This is a genomic window from Jatrophihabitans sp., from assembly GCF_035474675.1.
Lineage (GTDB): Bacteria > Actinomycetota > Actinomycetes > Mycobacteriales > Jatrophihabitantaceae > Jatrophihabitans_A.
Genome location: NZ_DATINC010000062.1, coordinates 18,300 through 42,780 on the forward strand (window position 1 = coordinate 18,300; position 24,481 = coordinate 42,780).

A 24,481-nucleotide genomic window follows, 5' to 3' on the forward strand; every position below is an offset into this window, starting at 1 on the left:
TCCGTCGTCGCGATGACCTCCGGGCGGACCGGGTACCGCAACGCCGCCCTGCTGGCCGGCCTGGTCGTCCTCGGCTGGCTCTGGGACCTCGCGCTGGGCGGCGGCCGGGCCCATGCGCTGGGCTGGTCGGTCGCGCTGGTCGTGGTGGGCGGCATCGGGCTCCTGACCGCCCGGGCCCGCGCCGGGAATCCCGCCGCCGAGGAAGCCTCGCCGCCGGCTCCGCAACCCACCGGATTCGTCATCGGGCCGGCCACCCCGGCGGACCTGCCCCGGCTGGTCGAGGTGGAGGTCGCCGCCGACACCCTGTTCGAAGTGGCCGGCTACGGCCGCACGCCGGGGCCGGCCAGCCCGGACGAGCTGGCCGCGGCCGAGTTGCTGCTGGTGGCCCGGCAGGTCGACCAAGCCGACCCGGTCGACCAAGCCGACCCGGTCGACCAGGCCGACCCGGCCGGCCGACCGATCGGCTACGTCCGGGTCGAGCTGGTGGACGGCCAGCCGCACATCGAGGGCCTGTCGGTCCGGCCCCGGAACATGCGGCGCGGCGTCGGCACCGCGCTGGTCGACGCCGCCTGCCGGTGGGCCGCCGAGCACGGCTACCGGCAGATCACCCTGTGCACCTTCGCCGACGTGCCGTGGAACGGGCCGTTCTACGCCCAGCAGGGCTTCGCCGAGGTCACCGACATCCCGCCCGGCATCCGGGAACTGCGCGAGCGCGAGGTCGAACTCGGCCTGGACGCGATGGGCCGGCGGTGCGTGCTGGCCCGGGAACTCGGGCCGTCGGCACCAGGTTCATCCCGTCCCTGACTTGCCTATCTGCCAGGTAGACAAGCGGCCTATGCTGTGCTTTCCCGCCTACCGAGGAGCCGGCATGCCCGTCCGTTCCGTAGCCGCCCCGTCGCTGTCACTCGCCGCCCTGCTGGTCGCAGGCAGCCTGGCCGCCTGCTCGCCGACCGACAAGACCGACTCGCCGGCGATCAGCGCCGCGCCCAGCGCCAACGCCTGCGCGAAGTCCGGGCTGAGCCTGATCACCCCGGGCACCTTCACCGTGGCCACCGACAACCCGGCCTACGAGCCGTGGTTCTCCGACAACAACCCCAGCAACGGCAAGGGATACGAGTCCGCCGTCGCCTACGCGGTAGCCAAGCAGCTCGGCTTCGCGGCCACCGAGGTCAAGTGGGTCACCGCGTCCTTCAACAGCGTGGTGACGCCCGGCCGCAAGAACTTCGACGCCGACATCAACCAGGTCTCGATCAGCGAGGAACGCAAGAAGGCCGTCGACTTCTCCTCCGGCTACTACGACGTCGCCCAGTCGGTGGTCACCTACGCGGGCAGCCCGATCGCCAACGCCAGCTCGCTGGCCGAGCTGAAGAACGCCAAGCTCGGCGCCCAGGTCGGCACCACCAGCTACAACACCATCCTCACCACCATCAAGCCGGCGAAGAAACCGGCCGTGTACGACACCAACGACCTGGCCGTACAGGCCCTGAAGAACAAGCAGATCGACGGCATCGTGGTGGACCTGCCGACCGGCTTCTACATGAGCGCTGCCCAGCTCGACAACGGCAAGATCGTCGGCCAGATCTCCTCCGGCAGCTCGCCGGAGCAGTTCGGGTTCGTGCTGAGCAAGGGATCGAAGCTCACCTCGTGCCTGTCGCAGGCCGTCGACGCGCTGCGCACCGACGGGACGCTGGGCCGGCTGCAGGAGCAGTGGCTGGCCACCGCCGGCGGCGCACCCGAGCTGAAGTGATGGCGCGGGCGCCGCAGTCGATCGCGCCAGCCGGCCGGACCGACTGGCAGCCCTCGCCACTGCAGCGCCAGCGCCTGGCCTACCGGCGGGGCCGGACGATCCGCTCGGCCGTCACCGCCGCACTGAGCACCCTGGTGCTGCTCGCGGTGGTAATCGGTGCGGTCACCTCGTCACCGGGCTGGCCGCGGGTGCAGGAGACCTTCTTCAACTGGGACAAGGCGAAAGAGTCGTTCCCGGCGGTCGCGGCAGGCCTGTGGCTCAACATCCGGGTGATGCTGGTCTGCGCGGTGGCGGTGGTGATCCTGGGCCTGGCGCTGGCCATCCTGCGCACCCTGCGCGGGCCGGTGTTCTTTCCGCTGCGGATGTTCGCCGCCGCCTACACCGACCTGTTCCGTGGCCTGCCGCTGATCCTGGTGCTGTTGCTGCTCGGCTTCGGGGTGCCGGCGCTGAGCCTGGCCGGGGTGTCCTTCCAGCCGGTGGTGGTCTACGGCGGTGCCGCACTGGTGCTGACCTATTCCGCTTACGTGGCCGAGGTGTTCCGGGCCGGCATCGAGTCGGTGCATCCCTCGCAGCGGGCGGCGGCCCGTTCCCTCGGGCTCAGCAACGCCCAGGCGCTGCGGTACGTGGTGCTGCCGCAGGCGGTCCGTCGGGTGCTGCCGCCGCTGCTCAACGACTTCGTCTCGCTGCAGAAGGACTCCGGGCTGATCTCCATCCTCGGCGTGGTGGACGCGATCCGGGCGGCGCAGATCTCCACGGCCACCGACTTCAACTACACCCCCTACATCGTGGCCGGTTTCCTGTTCGTCTGCCTGACCATTCCGCTGACCCGGCTGACCGACTGGGTGGCCCGCCGGCAGGGCTGGTACGGCGTCGGCGGGGGAGCGGTATGAGACGGCGGGCGGCCGGCGCCGGGGTGACGGGCAGCCCGGTGGCGCCCGGTGCGCCGCTGCTGTCGATCCGCAACCTGCGCAAGTCCTTCGGGTCCAACCTGGTGCTCGACGACGTCAGCCTGGACGTCGGACCGGGCGAGTGCGTGGTGCTGATCGGGGCGTCCGGCTCGGGCAAGTCCACCCTGTTGCGCTGCGTGAACCTGCTGGAGGTGGTGGACGACGGCGTGATCGAGCTGGCCGGCACCGACATCACCGACCCGCGGGCGGACGCCGATACGGTGCGCTCCCGAGTCGGCATCGTGTTCCAGGCGTTCAACTTGTTCCCGCACCTGTCGGTGCTGGCCAACATCACGCTGTCCCCGGTCAAGGTGCACGGGGTGCCGCGCGCCGAGGCCGAGGCCCGGGCGCTGGCCATGCTGGAACGGGTGGGCTTGTCGGACAAGGCGAACGCCAAGCCGGACGAGCTGTCCGGCGGCCAGCAGCAGCGGGTCGCGATCGCCCGGGCGCTGGTGAACTCACCGGTGCTGATGCTGCTGGACGAGGTCACCTCGGCGCTGGACCCGGAGCTGGTCGGCGAGGTGCTGAGCCTGCTGCGCGAACTCAAGGACGAGGGCATGACCATGCTGATCGCCACCCACGAGATGGGCTTCGCCCGGCAGGTCGCCGACACCGTGTGCTTCCTGGACGGCGGCCGGCTGGCCGAGGTCGGCCCGCCCGAGCAGCTGCTGGCCGAGCCGCGCGAGCCGCGGACCCGGCAGTTCCTGGCCCGGATCATCGAGGCCGGCCGGCTGTAGACGGCTGTAGCCAGTGCCAGAACGCCGGTCTGGAACACTGGTCCGGTGAGCGATGCACCCGTCTCGGCCGAGCTGTTCGCCCGGGCCCAGAAAGTCATTCCCGGTGGGGTCAACTCACCGGTCCGGGCCTTCCGGGCGGTCGGCGGCACGCCCCGGTTCATGGTGGACGCCAAGGGCCCGTACCTCACCGACGCCGACGGACGCAGCTACGTCGACCTGGTCGCCTCCTGGGGCCCGATGATCCTCGGCCACGCCCATCCGGCGGTGGTGGCGGCGGTCCGGGAGGCGGCCGGCCACGGGCTGTCCTACGGCACCCCGACCGTCGGCGAGGTGGAGCTTGCCGAGGAGCTGATCGCCCGGGTGGCACCGGTACAGGAGGTGCGGCTGGTCAACTCCGGCACCGAGGCCACCATGTCGGCGATCCGGCTGGCCCGCGGCGCCACCGGCCGGTCCAAGGTGGTCAAGTTCGCCGGCTGCTACCACGGCCACGTCGACTCGCTGCTGGTCAGTGCCGGCTCCGGGGTGCTCACCCTGGGGCTGCCCGACACCCCGGGCGTCACCGGTGCCCAGGCCGGCGAGACCATCGTGCTGCCCTACAACGACGTCGCCGCCGTCGAGGCGGCCTTCGAGCTGGACGGCCCCGAGATCGCCTGCGTGATCACCGAGGCGGCCGCCGGCAACATGGGCGCGGTGCCGCCGCTGCCCGGGTTCAACCAGGCACTGCGCGAGATCACCGCCCGGCACGGCGCGCTGCTGGTGATGGACGAGGTGATGACCGGCTTCCGGGTTTCCCGATCCGGCTGGTACGGCCTGGACCCGGTCGAGGCGGACCTGTTCACCTTCGGCAAGGTAATGTCCGGCGGGCTGCCGGCGGCGGCGTTCGGCGGCCGCGCCGAGGTGATGTCCTACCTGGCACCGGCCGGGCCGGTCTACCAGGCCGGCACCCTGTCCGGGAACCCGGTGGCGGTGGCGGCGGGCCTGGCCACCCTGCGCAACGCCGGCGCCGAGGTGTACGCCCGGCTGGACGAGGTCGCCGCCACGGTGGGCCGGCTGGCCTCCGAGGCGCTGGCCGCCGAGGGGGTGGCACACCAGCTGCAGTACGCCGGCAACATGTTCTCGATCTTCTTCGGCGAGGCGCCGGTCACCGACTACCTGCAGGCCCAGGCCAGCGAGAGCCACCGGTACGCCCCGTTCTTCCACGCGATGCTCGACGCCGGGGTGTACCTGCCGCCGAGCGCGTTCGAAGCCTGGTTCGTCACCGCCGCGCACGACGACACCGCGATCTCCCGGATCGCCGACGCGCTGCCGGCCGCCGCCCGGGCCGCCGCGGCAGCCCCGGCGCCGGCATGAGCACCAGCCGGACCACCGTCCACCTGCTCCGGCACGGCGAGGTGTTCAACCCGGACAAGGTGCTCTACGGCCGGCTGGTCGGCTTCCGGCTGTCCGAAGCCGGCGAGGCGATGGCCGAGCGGGCGGCGAGCTACCTGGCCGGGCGGGACGTGACCTACGTGGCGTCCTCGCCGCTGGAGCGGGCCCAGCAGACCGCCAAGCCGATCGCCGCCGAGTTCGGCCTGGACGTGGTGCTCGACGACGACCTGATCGAGGCGGCCAACGCCTTCGAGGGCAAGCGGGTGGCCGGGCCTGGCGGGGTGCTCAAGCGCCCGTCCAGCTGGCCGCTGTTCCGCAATCCGGCCCGGCCGTCCTGGGGCGAGCCGTATACCGAGATCCTGCGCCGGATGCTGGCCGCCGCCGAGCGGGCCCGCGGCAAGGCCGAGGGGCACGAGGCGGTCTGCGTCTCGCACCAACTGCCGATCGTGTGCCTGCGCCGGTATGCCGAGGGCAAGCGGCTCTGGCACGACCCGCGGCGGCGGCAGTGCTCGCTGGCCTCGGTCACCTCGCTGGTGTACGAAGGCGAGCAGATCGTCCGGGTGGACTACGCCGAGCCGGCCGGCTCCACCCCGAACCGGATGGACCAGCAGCCGCCCGGCGCCTGACCGGAGTTATCCACAATTGCGAAATCGAACGCTGGCAGCGGATATGATCAACTTCTACGCTCCTCGAACGATGAGTGCCGACGACGAGCACGGTGCAGGTTCCGCGGACGACGGGATGGGCTCCTTCCATGAGCATGCTGGGCAAGATCAGGGATCGCTACCGGAAGAGCGTCGCGATCAGGTCGGCGCTGATCGGGGCCGGGTCACTTCTCGACCTGCGGGGCGAAGCGTCCTACCAGCGCCTGCACGCCGAGATGCAGGCGAACCGCCGGAGGACTTCGCCGAAGGAGAGCTTCATCAAGGCGATGCAGAACCGGCCGCGCTAGGCAGAACCGGCGAGCTGCCGCAGTTCGTGCTGGACATCAGGAACGATGTCCAGCACATCAAGAACGAACTGCACCTCCATGCGGCTCACTACAGCGTCCAGGATTTGCGCGAGTTGCGGGAGCTCGATGTCCGGGCGTACGAGATGCAGCTGCGGCTTATCGAGCGGCAGTACGAGCACGACCTAGCGATGGACCGGGCATTGGTCGAACGGCCCGGCAAGTTCGCGACCCGGGGACAGTACCTCGCGCTACTGGTCGTGCTGAGCGTCCTCGCACTGGCCGCCTACGCGCTGCACGAACACGAGCCGTGGTTGTCCGGGGTACTGGGCGCGATCGATCTCATCGGCTTGGCTGCGATCTTCAACTCCTCCGCCAGCAAGCGTCACCCCTAGGTCTCGCCGGCGCCAGGCCCGGATCGCTTCCCCGCGGCACAGCGGGTGCTCAGGAACGCGGCCCACTTCGGATGTGCCGTGGAGCACGCCTCACACTGGAGGCGTGAAGGCGCTGCACACTGGGGGAGCTATGCCGCCGGTTACCACCCGAGGGACCGCCCGGCTGGCCGCCGCGCTGCTGGCTGCCGCCGTCCTGGTGGGCTGCTCCGGCGGCAAGGACGCCGTCGACCAGAGCTCGGGCAACCAGTTCCGCTACGTGCAGGCCACCGACAAGGGCTCGGTGATCGAGGCCGCCAAGCGCAAGCAGGCGGGCCCGGTGGCCGGCAGCCTGCTGTCCGGCGGCGAGTACCGGCTCTCCGACGACCGGGGCAAGGTCGTGGTGCTCAACTACTTCGCGTCCTGGTGCCCGCCGTGCCAGACCGAGACGCCGCAGTTCGACTCGATCTACCGCGAGCGCAAGTCCGCCGGGGTCCAGTTCGTCGGGATGGACGTCAAGGACCCGTCCAAGAGCGCGGCCCGGTCCTGGCTCGAGGACAAGAAGATCACCTTCCCGGTGGTCTACGACGAGGCGGCCAAGAGCGCCATCCAGCTCGGCGACGTGCCGATGGCCGCGCTGCCGTCCACCGTGGTGATCGACAAGCAGGGCCGGGTCGCGGCGGTCTACGTCGGCTCGGTGCTGCCCGCCGACCTCACCCCGGCGCTCGACCAGTTGGTCCGCGAGGCCTGATCGGTGTCCATGCTCGCCAGCGGGTTCAGCGACACCGTCACCGACGGCGCGCTGGTGCCGGCCGCGGGCGTGGCGCTGCTGGTCGGGGTGCTGGGGTTCCTCTCGCCGTGCGTGCTGCCGCTGGTGCCGGGTTACCTGTCCTACGTGGCAGGCCTGGCCGGGGCCGGCGATCCTGCCGGTAGCGGCACCCACAACCAGCGCCGGATGCTCGGCGGGGCGCTGCTGTTCGTGCTCGGGTTCACCGCGGTCTTCGTCGCCACCGGCGCGCTGTTCGGCACCCTCGGCTCGGCCATCACCGTGCACCGGCTGCTGCTGGAACGGATCTTCGGCGTGGTGACCATCGGGATGGGCCTGGTGTTCCTGGGCCGGTTCCGGTTCCTGCAGCGTGAGGCCAAGCTGCACCGGCTGCCCCCGGCCGGCCTGCTCGGCGCCCCGCTGCTCGGCCTCACCTTCGGCCTGGCCTGGACCCCGTGCCTGACCCCGACCTTCGGCGCGGTGTACGCGCTGGCCGCCAGCCAGGGCACCGCCGGCCGCGGCGCGCTGCTGTCGGCGGTCTACTGCCTGGGCCTGGGCGTGCCGTTCCTGCTGGTCGCGATGGGGCTGGGCTGGGTGAGCAGCGCGCTGGCGGTGGTGCGCCGGCATGCCCGGCTGGTCAGCCAGCTCGGCGGCGCGGTGCTGATCGTGATGGGCGTGCTGCTGCTCAGCGGGGTGTGGGACCACTGGATGAACTACCTGCGGCTGGAATTCGCCGGCGTCGGCGTCGGATCGGACCTATAGATGGCTCCCCAGCTGCCCAGGACAGCGCAGCCGTCGGCCCGGTCCCGGCTGCTCCGCCCAGCCCGCCGGCTCTGGCGGCGGCTGATCTCGATGCGTACCGCGCTGGTGCTGCTGTTCCTGCTGGCACTGGCCGCGGTGCCGGGCTCCCTGCTGCCGCAGCGGCCGCTCAACCCGCCGAAGGTGCAGGCCTACATCGCCAGCCACGGCGCCTGGGGCCGGTTCCTGGACCGGATCGGCGCCTTCGACGTGTTCGGCTCGGTCTGGTTCTCCGCGGTCTACCTGCTGCTGTTCGCCTCGCTGATCGGCTGCCTGATCCCCCGGATCGCCGTCTACGTCCGGGCCCTGCGCGCCCGACCACTGAAGGCGCCGCGCCACCTCGACCGGCTCGCCGAGCACGCCACCCTCGGCACCGGCCTGGCCCCGGACGAGGCGGGAATGAGGATCAGCCGGACGCTGCGGCCGCGCTGGCGTACCGAGGTGCGTGCCGAGGACAGCGGTGCGGTGGCCGTCTCGGCGGAGAAGGGCTACAGCCGGGAGGCCGGCAACCTGCTGTTCCACGTCTCGCTGCTGGCCGCGCTGGTGCTGATCGCCGCCGGCCGGCTGCTGAGCTACGAGGGCTCCATCGTGGTCACCGAAGGCTCCGGCTTCTGCAACCGGCCGATCTCCTACGACACCTTCTCCGCCGGCCGGCTGGTGCAGGCCGGCCGGCTCGCCGACTTCTGCATCGACCGGCTGGAGCAGTTCCGGGCCAGCTACCGCGACGACGGCACGCCGGCCCAGTTCCAGGCCAGGGTCAGCTACTCCGAGGGCCTGGACGGCACGTCCCGGCCGCACGTGATCGAGGTCAACCACCCGCTGCGGCTCGAAGGCGACCGGGTCTACCTGCTCAACCACGGCTACTCGCCGACCGTGACGATCACCCGGCCCGGCCGCACCCCGGTCACCGACACCGAGCCGTTCCTGCCCGAGGACGACCTGCTGACCAGCGAGGGCGCCTTCAAGCTGCCCGGCCGGGACGGCACCTCCGACGACGACCTGGGCCTGAGCGCGATCTTCGCGCCCACCGCGGTGATCACCGGGGGCGTCGTCTCCTCGATCTCGCCGGTCGCCAACGCCCCGGTGCTGGCGGTGCTGGCCTACACCGGGGAGCTGAACCCCGGCGGCCAGCCGCAGTCGGTGTACAGCCTGGATGCCAAGCAGATCGCCGCCGGCAAGCTCAAGCAGGTGGCAGCGCAGAACCTGGGGCTCGGTGAGTCGATGCGGCTGCCGGACGGCACCGTGGTCCGCTTCGACGGCTACCGGCAGTGGGCCAACCTGCAGGTCTCCCACGACCCCAGCCAGACGGCACTGCTGGTCGCCGCCGTGCTGATGGTGCTGGGACTGCTCGGCTCGCTGGCGGTCCGCCGCCGCCGGCTGTGGGTACGGATCGCGCCACCGGTTCCCGGGGCTCGTAGTGTGGTGTCGGTGGGTGGCCTGGCGCGCAACGACAGCGGTAACTTCACCGCCGAGTTCACCGCGCTGGTGGCACAGCTGTCGGCAGCGCTCGACGCCGGGCCGCCGGTCGCCCCGGCGGCTGCGCCGGTGGGTTCGGCGGCCGGTTCGGCGGCGGACAAGATCGGCGCGGGAAGGGACTGAGATGGCCATCAACGCCGGCCTGGCGTCGTTGTCGGAGTCGCTGTGGACGGCGGCGACCGGCACCTACATGCTCGCCGTGGTGGCCTACACCGGCGAGTACGCCTTCGGCAAGAACGGCCGGATCGCCCGGACCAGCACCGACCGGACCGCCCAGGCCAGCGGCGTCCGGCAGCCTGCGCTGGTGGGCAGCAGCGAGGCGACCGGCGGCATCGCCGACCGGCTGGACGGGATGGCCGACCAACCCGACCTGGCGAGCCAACCCCGGTTCGGCGCCGGAACGGTCGAACCCGCCGGGGACGCCGGCCGGCGCTGGGGACGGGCCGCGGTCGGTTTCACGGTGCTGGCGGCGCTGTTCCACCTGGCCTCGGTAGCCATCCGCGGCATCGCGGTGGACCGGGTGCCGTGGGGCAACATGTACGAGTTCACCCTGGTGGTCGGCCTGATGGCGACCGTGGCGTGGCTGGCGACGCTGGTGAAGATGCCGCAGCTGCGCTACCTCGGCCTGTTCGTGATGATGCCGGTGCTGCTGGTGATGTTCCTGGCCGGCACCCTCTACACCAAGGCCTCCAAGCTGGTGCCGGCGCTGCAGTCCTACTGGCTGGCCATCCACGTCTCCTCGGTCGCGGTCGCCGAGGGCATCCTGCTCACCTCGGCGGCGATCACCACCATGTACCTGGTGCGGGCCCGCTTCGAGCGGCATGCCGCGGCCGGCACGGCACCGGCCCGGTTCGCCGCGCTCGGTTCCCGGCTGCCGGCCGCCGCGGCGCTGGACAAGGCCGCCTACCGCACCGTCGCGTTCGCCTTCCCGATCTACACCGCCGGGGTGATCTTCGGCGCGATCTGGGCCGAGGCGGCCTGGGGCCGGTACTGGGGCTGGGATCCCAAGGAGACCTGGGCCTTCATCGCCTGGGTCATCTACGCCATGTACCTGCACGCCCGCGCGACGGCCGGCTGGAAGGGCAACCGGGCCGCCTACATCAACCTGCTCGGCTTCGGCGCGATGACCTTCAACTTCTTCGTGGTGAACATCGTGATCTCCGGCCTGCACTCCTACGCCGGCCTGAGCTGAGCCGCGTCAGCCGGACCGGCCGAAGCACGGCCAGCGGCGGGCTCGCTGCCGCTCGATGAGCCGGAGTCAGGACTGGCCGAGGTTGCGCAGGAAGTCCGGATCGTCGTCCGGGCCGACCGGCCTGCCGGACGGCGGCTGCGACCGGCTGCCGCCGGCGACCAGCGGGCCGCGCCGGGGCCGGCCGAACAGCACCCAGGCCAGCGCTCCGAACTCCAAGAAGACCAGGACCAGCACCACCCATGCCCACCGCGGCAGGTTGCGTACCCGCTTGTCGTCGCAGGTCAGGCAGTCGAAGATCGCCCACAGCCAGAACACCATGCTGACGAGGAAGAACAGACCACCCAGCTTGAGGAGCATGGCGACAGCTTATGTCGTCCGCGGCCGGACAGCGCCGGATTGGGCAGCGGAGAACAGATTGCAAAGGCTCCTTTGCAAAGAGTAGTTTGCATAGCATGTCGGCAGTCCATGATCACCCGCTGTTCGACCCCGACCGCGACGTGGTCACCGATGCGGCCTCGCTGCACGGACTGGCCCATCCGGTCCGGATCCAGCTGCTGGGACTGCTGCGCCGGTACGGGCCGTCCACCGCCTCCAAGCTGGCCGCCGAGCTCGGGATCTCCTCCGGGCTGTCGAGCTACCACCTGCGCCAGCTCGCCGCGGCCGGTTTCATCGTCGACCACCCGACCGGTGCCGGCGGCCGGGAGCGCTGGTGGCAGGCCAGCCAGCGCTCGACCATCGTGCTGTCCCCACCGGTCACCGACCCGGACGCGGCGGCCGCGACCACCGAGTACCTGGACGCCGTGCTGGTCGCCAACTTCGACAACGCGCACCGGTGGTTGCAGGCCGCCGAACAGTGGCCGCAGCGGTGGCGGGAGGCCAGCGACCTGAGCGATCTGATGTTGCGGCTCACCGTGGCCGAGACCGAGGCATTGCGCAGGGAGATCGCGTCGGTGATCGCGCGCTATCCGCGGCACGATCCCGACCGACCCGATGGCGAGGACGGCGCGGTGGTCGTGCACGTGCAGTACCAGCTCTTCCCGGCTCCGGGCCAGCAGCCGCCGGACGAGCAGGGCCCGTCCCGCCGGTCTGCCGACGTCCCATGAGCTCCGGGCGCGTTCCGTTCATCGCGCTGCTGACCGCAGCGACCGTCTCGCAGGCCGGCACCCGGATGTCCAACCTGGCCGTTCCCTGGCTGGTGCTGACCGAGACGGGCAGTCCGGTGCTGACCGGCCTGGTCGGCACCGCCGAGATCGCGCCCTACGTGGTGTTGCAGATCCTGGGCTCCCCACTGGTGGATCGGCTCGGCGGTCACCGGGTCGCGCTGGTCGGCAACCTCGTCGCGGGCCTGGCGATGGCGGCCATCCCGCTAGCCTGGCACACCGGCTGGCAGCAGCTCTGGGCCGTGCTGGCGCTGGTGTTCGTCGTGGGGCTGGTTCGCGGACCGGCCGATACGGCAGCGCACATCCTGCTGCCGCCGGTCGCCGAACGGGCCGGCATCAGCATCGACCGGGCCACCGCGTTGTCCGAGGGTGCCCTGCGGCTGGCCGGCCTGCTGGGCGCGCCGGCCGCCGGCGTGCTGATCACGGTGATCGGCCCGGCGAACGTCGTCGCCTTCGACGCGGCGAGCTTCCTGGCCTGCGCCGCGCTCCTGCTGCTGGTGCCGGTCGGGGCGGGACTGACCGAGCGGAACGGCCTGGGCTACCTGCGCCAGCTGAGCGAGGGCTTCGGCTTCGTCCGCAGGCACCCGCTGCTGCGGTCGATCTCGGGCATGGTGTTGTTCACCAACCTGGCCGACGCCGCGATGTCCGGCGTGCTGCTCCTGCTCTGGGCCGAGCGGCACTACGGCAGCGCCGGCCGGGTCGGGGTGATCTCGGGCGTGTTCGGCGCGGCGGCGGTGGCAGGCACCATGGTCATGGTGGCGATCGGGAGCCGGCTGCCCCGACGGTGGACGTTCGCGGTGGCCTTCCTGGTGGGCGGAGCGCCGCGGTTCGTGGTGCTGGCGCTGCCGGCGCCCTTCGCCGTGGTGCTGGCCGTGTGGGGCCTCAGCGGCCTGACCTGCGGCGCGATCAATCCGGTGCTCGGCGCCGCCGAGTACCAGGTGATCCCCCGGGCGCTGCAGGCCCGGGTGCTCGCCACTGTCAATGCGCTGGCCTGGGCCGGCATACCTTTCGGCGCGCTGCTGGCCGGCGCCCTGGTCGAGGCGACCGGACTGGGCACCGCGCTGGCGGTGGGTGCCGTGCTGTACCTAGCGGCGACGCTGGACCCGTTCCTGCGCCGGAGCTGGGACCTGATGAACCGGCCGGCGCAGGTGGAGGTGGCCGAGCCCGACGCCGGGGACGCGCTCGTCGGCCGTTCGCCGTCCTGACGCTCCGCCATACTGCTGGGGTGGCATACACCGACCTGGCCGACTTCGTCCGTGCCCTGGAGCGTTCCGGCGAGCTGGTCCGGGTCAGCGCACCGGTCGATCCGCACCTGGAAGTGACCGGCATCGTGCAGAAGGTGGTGCGCGAGCAGGGCCCGGCGCTGCTGTTCGAGAACCCCACCCGCGGTGCCATGCCGCTGCTGATGAACCTGTTCGGCACTCCCTCGCGGATGTGCCAGGCGCTCGGCGTGGCCAGCCTCGACGAGATCGGCGACCGGATCGGCGAACTGCTCAAACCGGAGCTGCCGCACGGCTTCAGCGGGCTGCGCGACGCGCTCGGCAAGGCCGCCCAGCTGCGCAACGTGCCACCCCGGACCGGCAAGCGGGCCTACTGCCAGGAGGTGGTGCGCAAGGGGGACGAGGTCGACCTGGACCTGCTGCCGGGCATCACGTCCTGGCCCGGTGACGGCGGGGTCTTCCTCAACCTGGGGCTGACTCACACCCGGCATCCGGAGACCGGCGCCCGCAACCTGGGCATGTACCGGCTGCAGCAGCAGGACCGCCGGACTGTCAGCCTGCACTGGCAGATCCACAAGGACTCCACCTCGCATGCCGCCGTCGCCGAGCGGCGCGGCGAGCGGCTGCCGGTGGCGATCGCGTTCGGTTGCCCGCCGGCGGTCACCTACGCCGCGTCCGCGCCGCTGCCGGCCGACATCGACGAGTACCTGTTCGCCGGCTTCCTGCAGCGCGAGCGGGTCGAGCTGGTGGACTGCCTGACGGTGCCGCTGCAGGTGCCCGCCCACGCCCAGGTGGTGCTGGAGGGCTGGGTGGAGCCCGGCGCCCGGCTGCCCGAGGGCCCGTTCGGCGACCACACCGGCTTCTACACCCCGGTCGAGCAGTTCCCGTACCTGCAGGTGGACGTGATGACCACCCGCAGCAACCCGATCTACCAGTCCATCGTGGTCGGCCGGCCGCCGCAGGAGGACGGGCCGCTGGGCAAGGCGACCGAGCGGATCTTCCTGCCGCTGATCAAGCTGAGCATCCCCGAGATCGTCGACTACGACCTGCCCGAGGCCGGGGTGTTCCACAACTGCGCGATCGTCTCGATCGACAAGCGCTTTCCCAAGCACGCGCACAAGGTGATGAACGCGATCTGGGGCGCCGGCCTGCTGTCGTTGTCCAAGCTGATCGTGGTGGTGGACGCCGACTGCGACGTGCACGACTACAACGAGGTCGCCTGGCGGGCGTTCGGCAACGTCGACTACGCCCACGACGTGGTGCACATGACCGGGCCGGTGGACCATCTCGACCACGCGTCCTACCAGCAGTTCTACGGCGGCAAGCTGGGCATCGACGCCACCGCCAAGCTGCCGTCGGAGGGCTACTCCCGGGACGGCGGCTGGCCGGAGCCGTGCGTGCTCGACCAGGCCACCCAGGAGCTGGTGGCGCGCCGCTGGCGGGAGTACGGCATCAGCTGAGCCGGTGACATGTGGCACCTGCCTTTGTGGCAGGTGCTGGATGGCAGACTCGACGGCGTGTCAGCCACGTCCGTCACCAGGCCGGAGCCCAGCAGGGTCCGGGCGTTCCTGCGGCTGGTGATGATCGAGCACTCGGTGTTCGCGCTGCCGTTCGCGCTGATCGCCGCCTGCACCGCGATGTGGGAGGAGACCCGGTCGGTGCACTGGCTGCAGCTCGCACTGATCGTGGTGGCGATGGTCTCGGCCCGGACGGTGGCGATGGCCGGCAACCGAATCCTGGACCGCCGCTTCGACGCGCTCAACCCGCGCACCGCCCAGCGCGAGCTGGTGACCGGGGCGCTGTCGGTGTCGGTGGCCTGGCGGGGCTTCGCCGTTGCCCTGGTGATCTTCGCAGCCTGCGCCGCCGCGCTCGGGCCGCTGCCGTTGCTGCTGTCACCGGTCGCGGTGGGCCTGCTGATCCTCTACTCCTACGGCAAGCGGTTCACCGACTTTCCGCAGGTGCTGCTGGCGCTGGCCCAGGCGGTGGCCCCGATCGGCGCCTGGATGGGCGTCACCGGCGGCTTCGCCTGGCCGTCCACCGCGCTCGGGCTCGCGGTCGGCAGCTGGATCGGCGGCTTCGACCTGATCTACTCCTGCCAGGACGCCGAGATCGACCGGGTGATCGGCTCGCGGTCCTTCCCGGCCCGGTTCGGCATCCCCGCCGCGCTGCGCTGGTCGAGCATCACCCACCTGGTCACGGTCGGCTGCTTCGCCTGGTTCGGGCTGGCCGCGGGCCTGGGCTGGGTGTGGTGGCTGGGCCTGGTGGTCACCGCCGCGGTGCTGGCCTACGAGCACTGGATCGTCAGGCCCGCGGACCTGTCCCGGGTGAACCGGGCGTTCTTCACCGCCAACGGTTTCGTCGGCATCCAGCTGTTCGCCTTCGCACTGGCCGACCTGATCGTGCAGGGACTGCGGCCATGACCGAGCATCGCAGCGGCGGCATGGACCGGGTGCCGTGGGTGGTCGGGGTGTCCGGCGCCTCGGGCACCCCGTACGCCAAGGCGGTCATCACCGCGCTGCTGCAGGCCGGCCAGCCGGTGGACGTGATCGTCTCGCGGGCGGCCCGGCTGACCCTGCTGGACGAGACCGGCATCGCGTTCCGCGACAACCACTGGGCCGCCGACCTGGCGTCCTGGCTCGGCCCGGCCGGTGCCGTCGACGGCGGCGAGCCGCTGCGGTACTGGACGGCCACCGATCTCAGCGCGGGACCGGCCAGCGGCTCGTACCCGACCCGGGGCATGGTGGTGGTGCCGGCCTCGACCGCGGCGGTGGCCGGCATCGCGCTGGGACTGTCGAAGGACCTGCTGCAGCGCGCCGCCGACGTGACCCTCAAGGAGCGCCGGCCGCTGGTGGTGGTGCCCCGCGAGACGCCCTACGCGCGGAGCACCCTGGTGAACCTGTTGGCGCTCTACGACGCGGGCGCGGTGGTGCTGCCGGCCAGCCCGGCGTTCTACGCCGGTGCGGGCTCGGTCCAGCAACTGGTCGACTTCGTGGCGGCCAAGGTGCTCGACGTGCTCGGCGTGCCGCACTCGCTGATCACCCGGTGGACCGGCGAGCTGGGCGCCGCGCGGGTGGCCCAATCCGGCCCCGCTCCCGGCTCGGCCTGACAGACTCCAGGAATGGACGCCGTCGACCGCGCGATTCTGGACGCCCTGCGGGCCAATGCCCGCGCCACCTTCGCCGAGCTGGCCCGCGAGGTGGGCCTGTCGGCGCCGGCGGTGCACGAACGGGTGAACAAGCTGGAGGCCCAGAACATCATCACCGGCTATCACGCGGCGGTGGCGCCGGAGTCGCTCGGGTACTCGATGAGCGCGCTGGTCGGGATCTTCCTGTCCGACACGGCAGACGAAGACCATGTGGCCGACCAGCTGGCCGCGCTGCCGGCGGTGGAGGACTGCTGGTTCGTGGCGGGCGAGGAGTCGTTCGTGGTCAAGATCCGGGTGCCCGACATCAGCGGCCTGGAGCACGGCATCCGGGCGCTGTCGAAGATCGACGGGGTGGCCCGGACCCGCTCGACGGTGGTGCTGTCCACCCGGTTCGAGGGCCGGGTCCAGTCCGCCGGCCGCCAGCACGCCTGACTCGGCCGCCCGGCACCGGGCACTACATTGGCCGTGCGGCCTTCGAGCGGAGGCCTTGTCGCAGATCCGAGGAGACGAGCGGTTGTCCGGTGCCGGCTATTCCAGCCCACCAACGCCCTCGGCCCTGACAGCCGGCCCGCGCGGCAACTTTCTCGACGTCTGGGTGCTGTCGGTGCCCGAGGTGCGCCTGGACCGGGTGGACCTGTCGGTGCTCGACGAACAGGAGCGGCAACGGGCCGCCCGGTTCGTCCGGGACGGTGACCGGCACAGCTACCTGTCGGCGCACCTTGCGCTGCGCCACCTGCTGGGCCGGCAGCTGGCCGTCCCACCCCGGGAACTCGCCTTCGCGCGGGAGCCCTGTCCGCTCTGCGACGAGCCGCACGGCCGTCCCCGGGTGGCCGGTGCCGATCCGGCGGTGCACTTCTCGCTGTCGCACAGCGGCGAGCTGGTGCTGCTCGGCATCGCCGGCACGCCGGTCGGGGTGGACGTCGAGGAGGTGCCCGAGGAGCAGGTGGTGCTCGACCTGAGCAGCCGGCTGCACCCCGCCGAGCAGGCCGAGATCGCCGCCGCCGGGCAACCGCGGCTGGCCTTCGCCCGGGTGTGGACGCGCAAGGAGGCGTACCTGAAGGGGATCGGCACCGGGCTGCCGGGAGGCCTGGCCGCCGACTACCTGGGCGGCACCGGGTTGGCCCCGTTGCCGGCCGGCTGGAGCGTGCTGGACGTGCCGGTGCCGGCCGGGTACGCCGCCGCGGCCGCGGTACTGGGCGCCGCCCTCGACACCCGGGTGCAGGAGCTGGCGCCGGAGATCCTCGAGGCCGGCTGACCCGCTACCGGGGTGCGACCACCGGTAGTCCGTAGCCGGCTGCCGCGTCGGCCAGCCGGCGGTCGTAGCTGAGCACCACCTGCAGGTCGAGCAGTTCGGCGGCCGAGCCGAGGTGCAGCGCGTCCAGGGTGCGCAGCTCGGCGGGCGGCAGCTGGGCGGCCAGCGCCAGGGCCGCCGGGGTGAGTGCCAGCCGGTCGATCCGTCCCAGCAGCTTGGTGGCGGTGCCGACGGCCTGCTGGCTCACCCGGGCCGCCAGCCGGCGCAGTTCCACCACGCCGACCGTGTTGGTCACCAGCCGGGCGTCCTGCTGGGAGATCCAGTGCCGCAGGGCCGGCGTCTCGGCCTCGGCGACCACCAGCTTCGCAAGCGCCGAGGTGTCGGCGTAGATCACCGGTCCGCGCGCTGCTCGGCCAGCAGCTCCTCGGTGCTCAGGACGCCGGCCGGGGCCGCGACGGGCTCGACGTCGAGCAGGTCACCGCGTCCGGGCTGCAGCTCGCCGCTGGCGATCAGGTCGGCCCGGCTGGCGCGCTGCTCGCCGACCGGCGTCAGCTGGGCCACCGGACGGCCGTGGTTGGTGATCCGGATCGTCACCCCGGTGGCCACCTTCTGCAGCAGCGCGCTGGCCTGCTGGCGCAGTTCGCGCACCCCGACCTCTTCTTCCATGTAGCACATGGTAGCACAACCGTGTTTGCTAGGTGTGACCAGGTTGGCGGCCCGATCGCCGCCGTCCGGCGCAACCGTCCGGCAGCGAAACGTAGGCTGATCCCATGGCATGGAACGCGGCGCGCAAGGCCGAACTGACCGACAAGATCGCCGCCGGCGAGCGGTTGACCCGCCAGGACGGCGAGGACCTCTACGACTGCGACGACCTGGCCTGGCTGGGTGCGCAGGCGCACGGGGTACGCACGGCCAAGAACGGCGACGTGGTGTACTTCAACGTCAACCGCCACCTCAACCTGACCAACGTCTGCCGGGCCTCGTGCGCGTACTGCTCCTTCGAGCGCAAGCCGGGCGCCAAGGACGCCTACACCATGCGGGTCGAGGAAGCCGTCGAGCTGGCGCTGGCCATGAAGGACGACGGCCTGACCGAGCTGCACATCGTCAACGGCCTGCACCCGACACTGCCGTGGAAGTACTACCCGCGGGTGCTCCGCGAGCTCAAGGCGGTGCTGCCCGGAGTCGCGCTCAAGGCGTTCACCGCCACCGAGGTGCACTACTTCGAGGAGATCTCGGGCCTGCCGGCGACCGAGATCCTGGACGAGCTGATCGACGCGGGCCTGGAGTCCCTCACCGGCGGTGGGGCCGAGATCTTCGACTGGGAGGTCCGCAAGCAGATCGTGGACCACAACACCCACTGGGAGGACTGGTCGCGGATTCACCGGCTGGCCCACTCCAAGGGGCTCCGGACGCCGGCCACCATGCTCTACGGCCACATCGAGGAGCCCCGGCACCGGGTCGACCACGTGCTGCGGCTGCGCGAACTGCAGGACGAGACCGGTGGGTTTCAGGTGTTCATCCCGCTGCGGTTCCACAACGACAACAACCGGCTCTCGCACCTGCGGATGGCAGCACCCGCCGACGTGCTCAAGACCTTCGCGGTGTCCCGGCTGATGCTCGACAACTTCGGCCACGTCAAGGTCTTCTGGGTGATGCACGGCCTGTCCACCTCGCAGCTGGCGCTGAACTACGGCGCCGACGACATGGACGGCTCGGTGGTGGAGTACAAGATCACCCACGACGCGGACGGTTTCGGCACCCCGGACAAGCTGACCCGGGACGACCTGCTGCGGCTGATCCGCGACGCCGGCTTCCAGCCGAAGGAGCGCAACACCCGCTACGAGGTGATCCGGGAGTACGAGCCGCCGACCCCGCTGGCCGAGCGCCGCGCCGAACCCCAGGCCGTCTGGGCCTGAGACGAATGAGCGAGGATCGCAGCGAGCGGCAGCGAGCGAGGACCGGAGCGAATGGTGCGATGAGCGCTTCCGCGAAGAGCCAGAGGTAGACAGATGAGTGCGCAGGGCGATCCGCCGGCCCCGGCCAAGGCCCGAGGGCCCGGTCCCGGCCAGACGCTGGGCGCGATGTGGCTGTACACCGTGCTGCGGTTCGGGCTGTTCCTGGCGCTGTGGGGGCTGCTCTGGATCGCCCGGGTGCCGGGCCTGCTGGCCGCCACCATCGCGCTGGTGCTGTCGATCCCGCTGTCCTACATCCTGCTGCGCAAGCAGCGGGCGAAGCTGGCCGCCAACCTCGAGGCCCGGGTGATCGCCCGGCAGGCGCAGCGGCACACCCTGGACGCCCAGCTGGCTGGCGAGAACACCGGGGCAACCGGCGAGAACGGCGCGACCTCCGAGCCGGCCCCGCGCCCGGTCCGGCCGAAACGGCGCGCCGGCGGGTCAGCCGAGCAGTAGCGCGCGAGCCTCGGCGACGGCCTGCCGGTTGCCGGCCAGGTGCCAGCGATGCCCGCGGTGCTGCAAGACCTCCACCGCACCGCCGGCCCCGAGCACCAGCGCGGCGCCGGGCAGCCAGTCCCAGTCCAGGGTGTCCAGCTGCGCCCACAGGCCCAGCCGGCCGCCGGCCACCGCCGCCAGCTCCAGCGACCCCGAGCCGAGCATCCGTACCGTGGCCGCCCCGCGCAGCATCGCCAGCAGCGGTTCCCGGGCACCGTCGTCCGGCAGCGTCGCCGGGTGCAGGTAGCTGGCCAGCGACAGCCGGGACAGCGGGGTGTCCACCAGCGGCGTCACCGGCACCCGGTTGCAGCTGGTGGGATGGTCCGGCCCGCCCAGCCACAGTTCGTCGGCCGCCGGGCCGTAGACCGCGCCGAGCACCGGCTCGCGCGCGCCGCCCGCCCGGTGCTCGGCCAGCGCCATCGCCGAGCACCAGTACGGCAGCCCGGACAGGAAGTTGTAGGTGCCGTCCACCGGGTCGATGTACCAGGTGCGGCCGTGCTCGCCGGCGTGCTCGGCCCCTTCCTCGCCGACCACCCCGTCCCCGGGCCGGGCCGAACGCAGGGCCTGCACGATCAGTTCCTCGGCGGCGCGGTCGGCGTCGGAGACGACGTCGGACACTGAGGTCTTGTGCTGGACGTCCAGGCCCTGGCGCAGCATCCAGGCCGCCAACCGGCCGGCCTGCCGCACCAGCTCCCCGGCCAGCTCCAGATCGTCGGTCACCCGTCTCCTCGTTCTCCTCGCCCGTCCGGAGCCTAACCCGGTCGGCTTCCGGGCCGGTTCCGGCCGCGTAACCTCGGGGTGTGACAGTGCCGTCCAACGCCAGGCCGCGGGTCGGCCACATCCAGTTCCTGAACTGCCTGCCGATCTACTGGGGCCTGGTGCGCTCGGGTGCCCTGCTGGACCTGGAGCTGACCAAGGACACCCCCGACAACCTCAACCAGCTGCTCGTCCGGGGCGACCTCGACATCGGCCCGATCTCGCTGGTGGAGTACCTGCGGCACGCCGACGAGCTGCTGCTGCTGCCCGACATCGCGGTGGGCTCGGACGGCCCGGTGCTGTCGGTGGACCTGGTCTCACAGCGCCCGCTGGCCGAGCTGGACGGCCGGCCGGTCGCGCTCGGCTCCACCTCGCGCACCTCGGTGCTGCTGGCCCAGCTGTGGCTGCGCGAGGTGCACCGGGTGGAGCCGGAGTACTTCAGCTGCCCGCCGGACCTGACCGCGATGATGCTCGAAGCCGACGCCGCGGTGGTGATCGGCGACGTGGCGCTGCGGGCGACCTACGAAGGAGCCAGCCGGGGGCTGGACGTGCACGACCTGGGACAGGCCTGGCGGTCCTGGACCGGGCTGCCGATGGTCTTCGCGGTCTGGGCGGTCCGGCGCGAGTTCGCCGCCGAGAACCCGGGCCTGGTCAAGGACGTGCACGCCGCCTTCGTCGCCAGCCGGGACTCTGCCCTCGCCCACGTGGACCAGGTGGCCGCCCAGGCCGCCCGGTGGGAGGTCTTCGACGCGCCCACCCTGGCCAACTACTTCCGGACGCTGGACTTCTCCCTCGGCGAGCGCCAGCTGGCCGGTCTGGCCGAGTTCGCCCGGCGGGCCGCCGCGGTAGGCGCCGTGGCCGGCCCGGTAACGCCGGAGTTCGCCCCGGTCTGACCGACGCTGACGGCTTGCTCCGGCGGTTGCCTCGAGAAGCGGGGTCTGACGGCGGAATCCGCCATCGGCCGGGCCGGAGAGTGACGGAGCCTCGTGCGCGGGCAAGCGAAACTCCGCCACTCCCCACGGGGTAGCAGCAAGACGGGACTAGCTGCCGTTCCCCAGCCCAGGGCCGTCTGCGGGATGGAGCTCATCTATATGACTCAGCGTAGTGCTCTGGTGGAATTTCGGTAGTCGTTTCCTCAGCCAATCCTCGCCAACGTGTCGATCCGGTCAGCCCGGCGGTCGGCTGGCGGCGGCTGCTTGAATGGACGAGGCAGCGAAGCGGAAGGGCCGGTCGTGACAGAACCCACCATGGACGCGGAACTGGCGGACTGGCTGGCGGCCACCCCGCTGGAAGCCGACGAGGACGCCACCATCGAGGAGTCCCGGGAGATCTCCGGCCGGGCGCACCTGCTGGCCGGCCAGCGGCTGAACCCGGCGCTGATCCCGGCCTCGGAGACCGACCAGGTCATCGACGGTCCCGCCGGGCCGCTGCCGATCCGGGTGCTGCGGCCGGCCGGCCCGGACACCAGAAGGCCGACCGCGGTCTACTTCCACGGCGGCGGCTGGATCGCCGGCACCATCGACACCCACCTGCACCACGCCCGCCGGATCTGCACCCAGGCCGACGTGGTGGTGGTCTCGGTGGGCTACCGGCTGGCGCCCGAGCACCCGTTCCCGGCCGCCTTCGACGACGCGGTGTTCGCCACCGAATGGGTGGCCCGGCGCACCGAGGAGCTCGGCGGCGAGCCTGGCACGCTGATCCTGGCCGGGGACAGTGCCGGCGGCCAGCTCGCGGCGTCGGTGGCGATCGCCCGCCGCGACGCCGGCCAGCCGGTGACGGCCCAGCTGCTGCTCTACCCGGTCACCGACGTCTCCGGCCGGTACGCCGACCCCGAGGTCAACGCCCGGTACATGTCGCGGCGCACCACCGGCACCAACTACGGGCTGACCCTGCAGGGCATGGTCACCTTCGCCACCAACTACGTCGACGAGGAGTCCTCGACCGACTGGCGGGTCTCGCCGATGCGGGCGGCCGACCTGACCGGTGTCGCGCCGGCGGTGATCCACACCGCCACCCTGGACGTGCTGCGCACCGAGGGCAACTTCTACGGCGACGCGCTGCGCCGGGCCGGCGTCCGGGTGATCAGCCGGGAGTGGCCCACCCTGAACCACTCCTACTTCGGCTTCGGCGGGGTGTCGGCGGTCGCCGACAGCGCGGCGGCGCAGGCCGCCGAGGACCTGCGCGAGCTGCTGGCCGGCGGGGGCAACTAGCGGCGTGGGCCCCCGCCGGGCCGGGTTGCCCGGTACCGCACACTGTGGCACGTGAGTACCGCAGCCGAACTGCTCGACGCCTACCACCGGCAGGTCCGCGGCGTCCTGCCCGTGACTCAGCCCGAGGGCGTGACCGTGGACCGGGACGGCCCGCTGCTGCGGGTCAGTGGCGGCAAGCACTGGGGCTACGTCGAGTACCGGGACCTGGCGGGGCTGACCGGCCCGGCGCTGGACGAGCTGATCGAGCGGACCCGTGCCTACTTCGGCAGCCGGGGCGAGCGCTTCGAGTGGAAGACCCACTCCTACGACGAGCCGGCCGACCTGCCGGCCCGGCTGACCGCCGCCGGGTTTTCACCGGGCGAGGCCGAGACCGTGGTGGTGGGGCTCGCCGAGGAGCTGACCGGAGAACCGCAACTGCCGGACGCGGTGCGCATCCGCCGGGTCAGCGAGCCCGCCGACTTCGACCGGATCGGGGCGCTGCACACCGAGATCTGGAACGAGGACTGGACGTGGCTGGCCGCCGACCTCGCCGAGCGCCAGGCCAACTCGCCCGACCACCTCGCGATCTTCGCCGCCGAGGCCGGCCCGCAGATGATCAGCGTGGCCTGGCTGGTGCGCGACCCCGGCAGCGAGTTCGCCACCCTGTGGGGCGGCGCCACCCGTCCGGAGTGGCGGGGCAAGGGCATCTACCGGGCGCTGGTGGCGCGGCGGGCCCGGTTCGCAGTGAGCACCGGGGCCCGCTACCTGCAGGTGGACGCCTCCGACGACAGCGCCCCGATCCTGCAGCGGCTGGGGTTCGTGGCGGTGGCCACCACCACGCCGTACCTGTGGACGCCCCCGCAGAGCCGGCCGGAGCAGCCGCCGGGGCAGGCGGCAGCCGAGCAGCCGTCTACCCTGGGCAGGTGACCCCGCACTCCCAGCCCGCCGAGATCGCGAACCTGCTGCAGCATGCCGCTGACGGCGGCCGGATCACGCCGGAGCAGGCGCTGCTGCTCTACACCGACGCCCCGCTGCACGCGCTCGGCGAGGCCGCCGACACGGTGCGCCGCCGCCGATTCGGCGAGCTGGCCGGCATCGCGACCTACATCATCGACCGCAACATCAACTACACCAACGTCTGCCTGACCGCCTGCAAGTTCTGCGCCTTCTACCGGGCGCCGGGGCACCGCGAGGGCTGGACGCACACCGACGCCGAGATCCTGCGCCGCTGCGGCGAGGCAGTCGAGCTCGGCGCCACCCAGATCATGTTGCAGGGCGGCCACTCGCCGGAGCTCGGCATCGAGTTCTACGAGCGGATCTTCGCCGCCATCAAGGCCGAGTACCCGTCGCTGACCCTGCACTCGCTGGGCGCCTCCGAAGTGGTGCACATCGGGCGGGTGTCGGGGCTCTCGCACGAGGAGGTGATCCGCCGGCTGCACGCGGCCGGCTTGGACTCCTTCGCCGGCGCCGGTGCCGAGATCCTGGTCAGCCGGCCGCGCACCGCGATCGCGCCGCTCAAGGAGTCCGGCGAGACGTGGCTGGAGGTGATGGAGACCGCGCACCGGCTCGGCGTCGAGTCCACCGCCACCTTCATGATGGGCACCGGCGAGACCAACGCCGAGCGGATCGAGCACCTGCGGATGATCCGGGACGTGCAGGACCGCACCGGCGGCTTCCGCTCGTTCATCCCGTGGACCTACCAGCCGGAGAACAACCACCTCAAGGGACGCACCCAGGCGACGTCGCTGGAGTACCTGCGGATGGTGGCGCTGGCCCGGCTGTTCTTCGACAACGTCACCCACCTGCAGGGCTCGTGGCTCACCACCGGCAAGGACATCGGCCAGCTGACCCTGCACTTCGGCGCCGACGACCTCGGCTCGGTGATGCTGGAGGAGAACGTGGTGTCCTCGGCCGGCGCCCGGCACCGGTCCAACCGCACCGAGCTGATCGAGCTGATCCGC

The 24,481-nt window shown here is 71.9% G+C and carries 29 protein-coding genes; 25 read left to right on the forward strand and 4 right to left on the reverse strand.

Going from position 1 to position 24,481, the window contains the following annotated elements; translation table 11 throughout:
- The first annotated feature begins 12 nt into the window (after window positions 1–12).
- The 12 genes from VLJ82_RS07400 to ccsB all read left to right on the forward strand — a co-directional run bounded on the left by VLJ82_RS07400 (window position 13) and on the right by ccsB (window position 10,351).
- Window positions 13–804, forward strand: a complete 792-nt coding sequence (locus VLJ82_RS07400; protein WP_408662691.1) for a GNAT family N-acetyltransferase — start codon at window positions 13–15, stop codon at window positions 802–804.
- A 64-nt stretch (window positions 805–868) separates the two neighbouring features.
- Complete coding sequence (locus VLJ82_RS07405; RefSeq protein ID WP_408662692.1) at window positions 869–1,747, forward strand: ABC transporter substrate-binding protein; 879 nt, start codon at window positions 869–871, stop codon at window positions 1,745–1,747.
- Complete coding sequence (locus tag VLJ82_RS07410; RefSeq protein WP_408662693.1) at window positions 1,747–2,637, forward strand: amino acid ABC transporter permease; 891 nt, start codon at window positions 1,747–1,749, stop codon at window positions 2,635–2,637. The genes VLJ82_RS07405 and VLJ82_RS07410 overlap by 1 nt, the downstream gene beginning before the upstream one ends.
- Window positions 2,634–3,431, forward strand: a complete 798-nt coding sequence (locus VLJ82_RS07415) for an amino acid ABC transporter ATP-binding protein (RefSeq protein ID WP_408662694.1) — start codon at window positions 2,634–2,636, stop codon at window positions 3,429–3,431. Before VLJ82_RS07410 ends, VLJ82_RS07415 begins: the two co-directional genes overlap by 4 nt.
- A 45-nt stretch (window positions 3,432–3,476) precedes the next feature.
- Window positions 3,477–4,781: a glutamate-1-semialdehyde 2,1-aminomutase gene (gene hemL, locus VLJ82_RS07420; RefSeq protein ID WP_408662695.1), complete on the forward strand. Its 1,305-nt coding sequence runs from the start codon at window positions 3,477–3,479 to the stop codon at window positions 4,779–4,781.
- Window positions 4,778–5,425: a histidine phosphatase family protein gene (locus VLJ82_RS07425; RefSeq protein WP_408662696.1), complete on the forward strand. Its 648-nt coding sequence runs from the start codon at window positions 4,778–4,780 to the stop codon at window positions 5,423–5,425. The genes hemL and VLJ82_RS07425 overlap by 4 nt, the downstream gene beginning before the upstream one ends.
- 128 nt (window positions 5,426–5,553) lie before the next feature.
- Complete coding sequence (locus VLJ82_RS07430; protein ID WP_408662697.1) at window positions 5,554–5,751, forward strand: hypothetical protein; 198 nt, start codon at window positions 5,554–5,556, stop codon at window positions 5,749–5,751.
- Window positions 5,752–5,777: 26 nt separating this feature from the next.
- Window positions 5,778–6,143 (forward strand): hypothetical protein, encoded by a 366-nt coding sequence (locus tag VLJ82_RS07435; protein ID WP_408662698.1) that lies wholly within the window; start codon window positions 5,778–5,780, stop codon window positions 6,141–6,143.
- 130 nt (window positions 6,144–6,273) lie between these two features.
- Entirely contained in the window at window positions 6,274–6,870 is a 597-nt protein-coding gene (locus VLJ82_RS07440) for a TlpA disulfide reductase family protein (protein ID WP_408662699.1), read from the forward strand.
- Between the two features lie 9 nt (window positions 6,871–6,879).
- Window positions 6,880–7,647 carry a cytochrome c biogenesis CcdA family protein gene (locus VLJ82_RS07445; RefSeq protein WP_408662718.1) on the forward strand — a complete coding sequence of 256 codons (768 nt, stop codon included), beginning with the start codon at window positions 6,880–6,882 and terminating at the stop codon, window positions 7,645–7,647.
- The gene (gene resB / locus VLJ82_RS07450) at window positions 7,648–9,282 is read left to right on the forward strand and encodes a cytochrome c biogenesis protein ResB (protein WP_408662700.1); all 1,635 of its coding nucleotides are present in this window, start codon (window positions 7,648–7,650) and stop codon (window positions 9,280–9,282) included.
- Window position 9,283: 1 nt separating this feature from the next.
- Window positions 9,284–10,351: a c-type cytochrome biogenesis protein CcsB gene (gene ccsB, locus VLJ82_RS07455; protein WP_408662701.1), complete on the forward strand. Its 1,068-nt coding sequence runs from the start codon at window positions 9,284–9,286 to the stop codon at window positions 10,349–10,351.
- A gap of 66 nt (window positions 10,352–10,417) precedes the next feature.
- Here ccsB and VLJ82_RS07460 read toward each other — a convergent pair whose 3' ends face one another.
- Complete coding sequence (locus VLJ82_RS07460) at window positions 10,418–10,708, reverse strand: PLD nuclease N-terminal domain-containing protein (RefSeq protein WP_408662702.1); 291 nt, start codon at window positions 10,706–10,708, stop codon at window positions 10,418–10,420.
- Window positions 10,709–10,803: 95 nt separating this feature from the next.
- Here VLJ82_RS07460 and VLJ82_RS07465 point away from each other — a divergent pair, with 95 nt between their 5' ends.
- The 7 genes from VLJ82_RS07465 (at window position 10,804) to VLJ82_RS07495 (ending at window position 17,131) form a co-directional block, all read left to right on the forward strand.
- Window positions 10,804–11,454 carry an ArsR/SmtB family transcription factor gene (locus VLJ82_RS07465; RefSeq protein ID WP_408662703.1) on the forward strand — a complete coding sequence of 217 codons (651 nt, stop codon included), beginning with the start codon at window positions 10,804–10,806 and terminating at the stop codon, window positions 11,452–11,454.
- A complete protein-coding gene (locus tag VLJ82_RS07470; protein WP_408662704.1) occupies window positions 11,451–12,716 on the forward strand; it encodes an MFS transporter in 1,266 nt (421 codons plus the stop codon). Before VLJ82_RS07465 ends, VLJ82_RS07470 begins: the two co-directional genes overlap by 4 nt.
- A 20-nt stretch (window positions 12,717–12,736) precedes the next feature.
- Window positions 12,737–14,191, forward strand: a complete 1,455-nt coding sequence (locus VLJ82_RS07475) for a menaquinone biosynthesis decarboxylase (protein WP_408662705.1) — start codon at window positions 12,737–12,739, stop codon at window positions 14,189–14,191.
- 120 nt (window positions 14,192–14,311) lie between these two features.
- On the forward strand, window positions 14,312–15,151 hold the full coding sequence (gene mqnP / locus VLJ82_RS07480; protein ID WP_408662719.1) for a menaquinone biosynthesis prenyltransferase MqnP: 840 nt from the start codon (window positions 14,312–14,314) through the stop codon (window positions 15,149–15,151).
- A complete protein-coding gene (locus VLJ82_RS07485; protein WP_408662706.1) occupies window positions 15,148–15,837 on the forward strand; it encodes a UbiX family flavin prenyltransferase in 690 nt (229 codons plus the stop codon). Before mqnP ends, VLJ82_RS07485 begins: the two co-directional genes overlap by 4 nt.
- Before the next feature lie 12 nt (window positions 15,838–15,849).
- Window positions 15,850–16,308 (forward strand): Lrp/AsnC family transcriptional regulator, encoded by a 459-nt coding sequence (locus VLJ82_RS07490; RefSeq protein WP_408662707.1) that lies wholly within the window; start codon window positions 15,850–15,852, stop codon window positions 16,306–16,308.
- 82 nt (window positions 16,309–16,390) lie between these two features.
- Complete coding sequence (locus VLJ82_RS07495) at window positions 16,391–17,131, forward strand: 4'-phosphopantetheinyl transferase family protein (RefSeq protein ID WP_408662708.1); 741 nt, start codon at window positions 16,391–16,393, stop codon at window positions 17,129–17,131.
- Window positions 17,132–17,135: 4 nt separating this feature from the next.
- Here VLJ82_RS07495 and VLJ82_RS07500 read toward each other — a convergent pair whose 3' ends face one another.
- Both VLJ82_RS07500 and VLJ82_RS07505 read right to left on the reverse strand, forming a co-directional pair.
- Window positions 17,136–17,522 carry a type II toxin-antitoxin system VapC family toxin gene (locus tag VLJ82_RS07500; protein ID WP_408662709.1) on the reverse strand — a complete coding sequence of 129 codons (387 nt, stop codon included), beginning with the start codon at window positions 17,520–17,522 and terminating at the stop codon, window positions 17,136–17,138.
- Window positions 17,519–17,794 carry a type II toxin-antitoxin system Phd/YefM family antitoxin gene (locus VLJ82_RS07505; RefSeq protein WP_408662710.1) on the reverse strand — a complete coding sequence of 92 codons (276 nt, stop codon included), beginning with the start codon at window positions 17,792–17,794 and terminating at the stop codon, window positions 17,519–17,521. Before VLJ82_RS07505 ends, VLJ82_RS07500 begins: the two co-directional genes overlap by 4 nt.
- Before the next feature lie 104 nt (window positions 17,795–17,898).
- On the opposite strand from VLJ82_RS07505, the gene mqnE reads away from it, so the two are divergent.
- Window positions 17,899–19,044, forward strand: a complete 1,146-nt coding sequence (gene mqnE / locus VLJ82_RS07510) for an aminofutalosine synthase MqnE (RefSeq protein WP_408662711.1) — start codon at window positions 17,899–17,901, stop codon at window positions 19,042–19,044.
- 93 nt (window positions 19,045–19,137) lie between these two features.
- On the forward strand, window positions 19,138–19,536 hold the full coding sequence (locus VLJ82_RS07515; protein ID WP_408662712.1) for a DUF4229 domain-containing protein: 399 nt from the start codon (window positions 19,138–19,140) through the stop codon (window positions 19,534–19,536).
- Here VLJ82_RS07515 and VLJ82_RS07520 read toward each other — a convergent pair.
- Entirely contained in the window at window positions 19,522–20,295 is a 774-nt protein-coding gene (locus tag VLJ82_RS07520; RefSeq protein ID WP_408662713.1) for an inositol monophosphatase family protein, read from the reverse strand. The genes VLJ82_RS07515 and VLJ82_RS07520 overlap by 15 nt on opposite strands.
- A gap of 86 nt (window positions 20,296–20,381) precedes the next feature.
- Between VLJ82_RS07520 and VLJ82_RS07525 the strand changes: the two genes are divergently transcribed.
- The 4 genes from VLJ82_RS07525 to mqnC form a co-directional block, all read left to right on the forward strand.
- Window positions 20,382–21,224 (forward strand): menaquinone biosynthetic enzyme MqnA/MqnD family protein, encoded by an 843-nt coding sequence (locus VLJ82_RS07525; RefSeq protein WP_408662720.1) that lies wholly within the window; start codon window positions 20,382–20,384, stop codon window positions 21,222–21,224.
- A 339-nt stretch (window positions 21,225–21,563) separates the two neighbouring features.
- Window positions 21,564–22,541 carry an alpha/beta hydrolase gene (locus tag VLJ82_RS07530; protein WP_408662714.1) on the forward strand — a complete coding sequence of 326 codons (978 nt, stop codon included), beginning with the start codon at window positions 21,564–21,566 and terminating at the stop codon, window positions 22,539–22,541.
- 51 nt (window positions 22,542–22,592) lie between these two features.
- The gene (locus VLJ82_RS07535; RefSeq protein WP_408662715.1) at window positions 22,593–23,447 is read left to right on the forward strand and encodes a GNAT family N-acetyltransferase; all 855 of its coding nucleotides are present in this window, start codon (window positions 22,593–22,595) and stop codon (window positions 23,445–23,447) included.
- A partial coding sequence (gene mqnC, locus VLJ82_RS07540) for a cyclic dehypoxanthinyl futalosine synthase (protein WP_408662716.1) occupies window positions 23,444–24,481 on the forward strand: 1,038 nt, incomplete at its 3' end. The genes VLJ82_RS07535 and mqnC, both read left to right, overlap by 4 nt.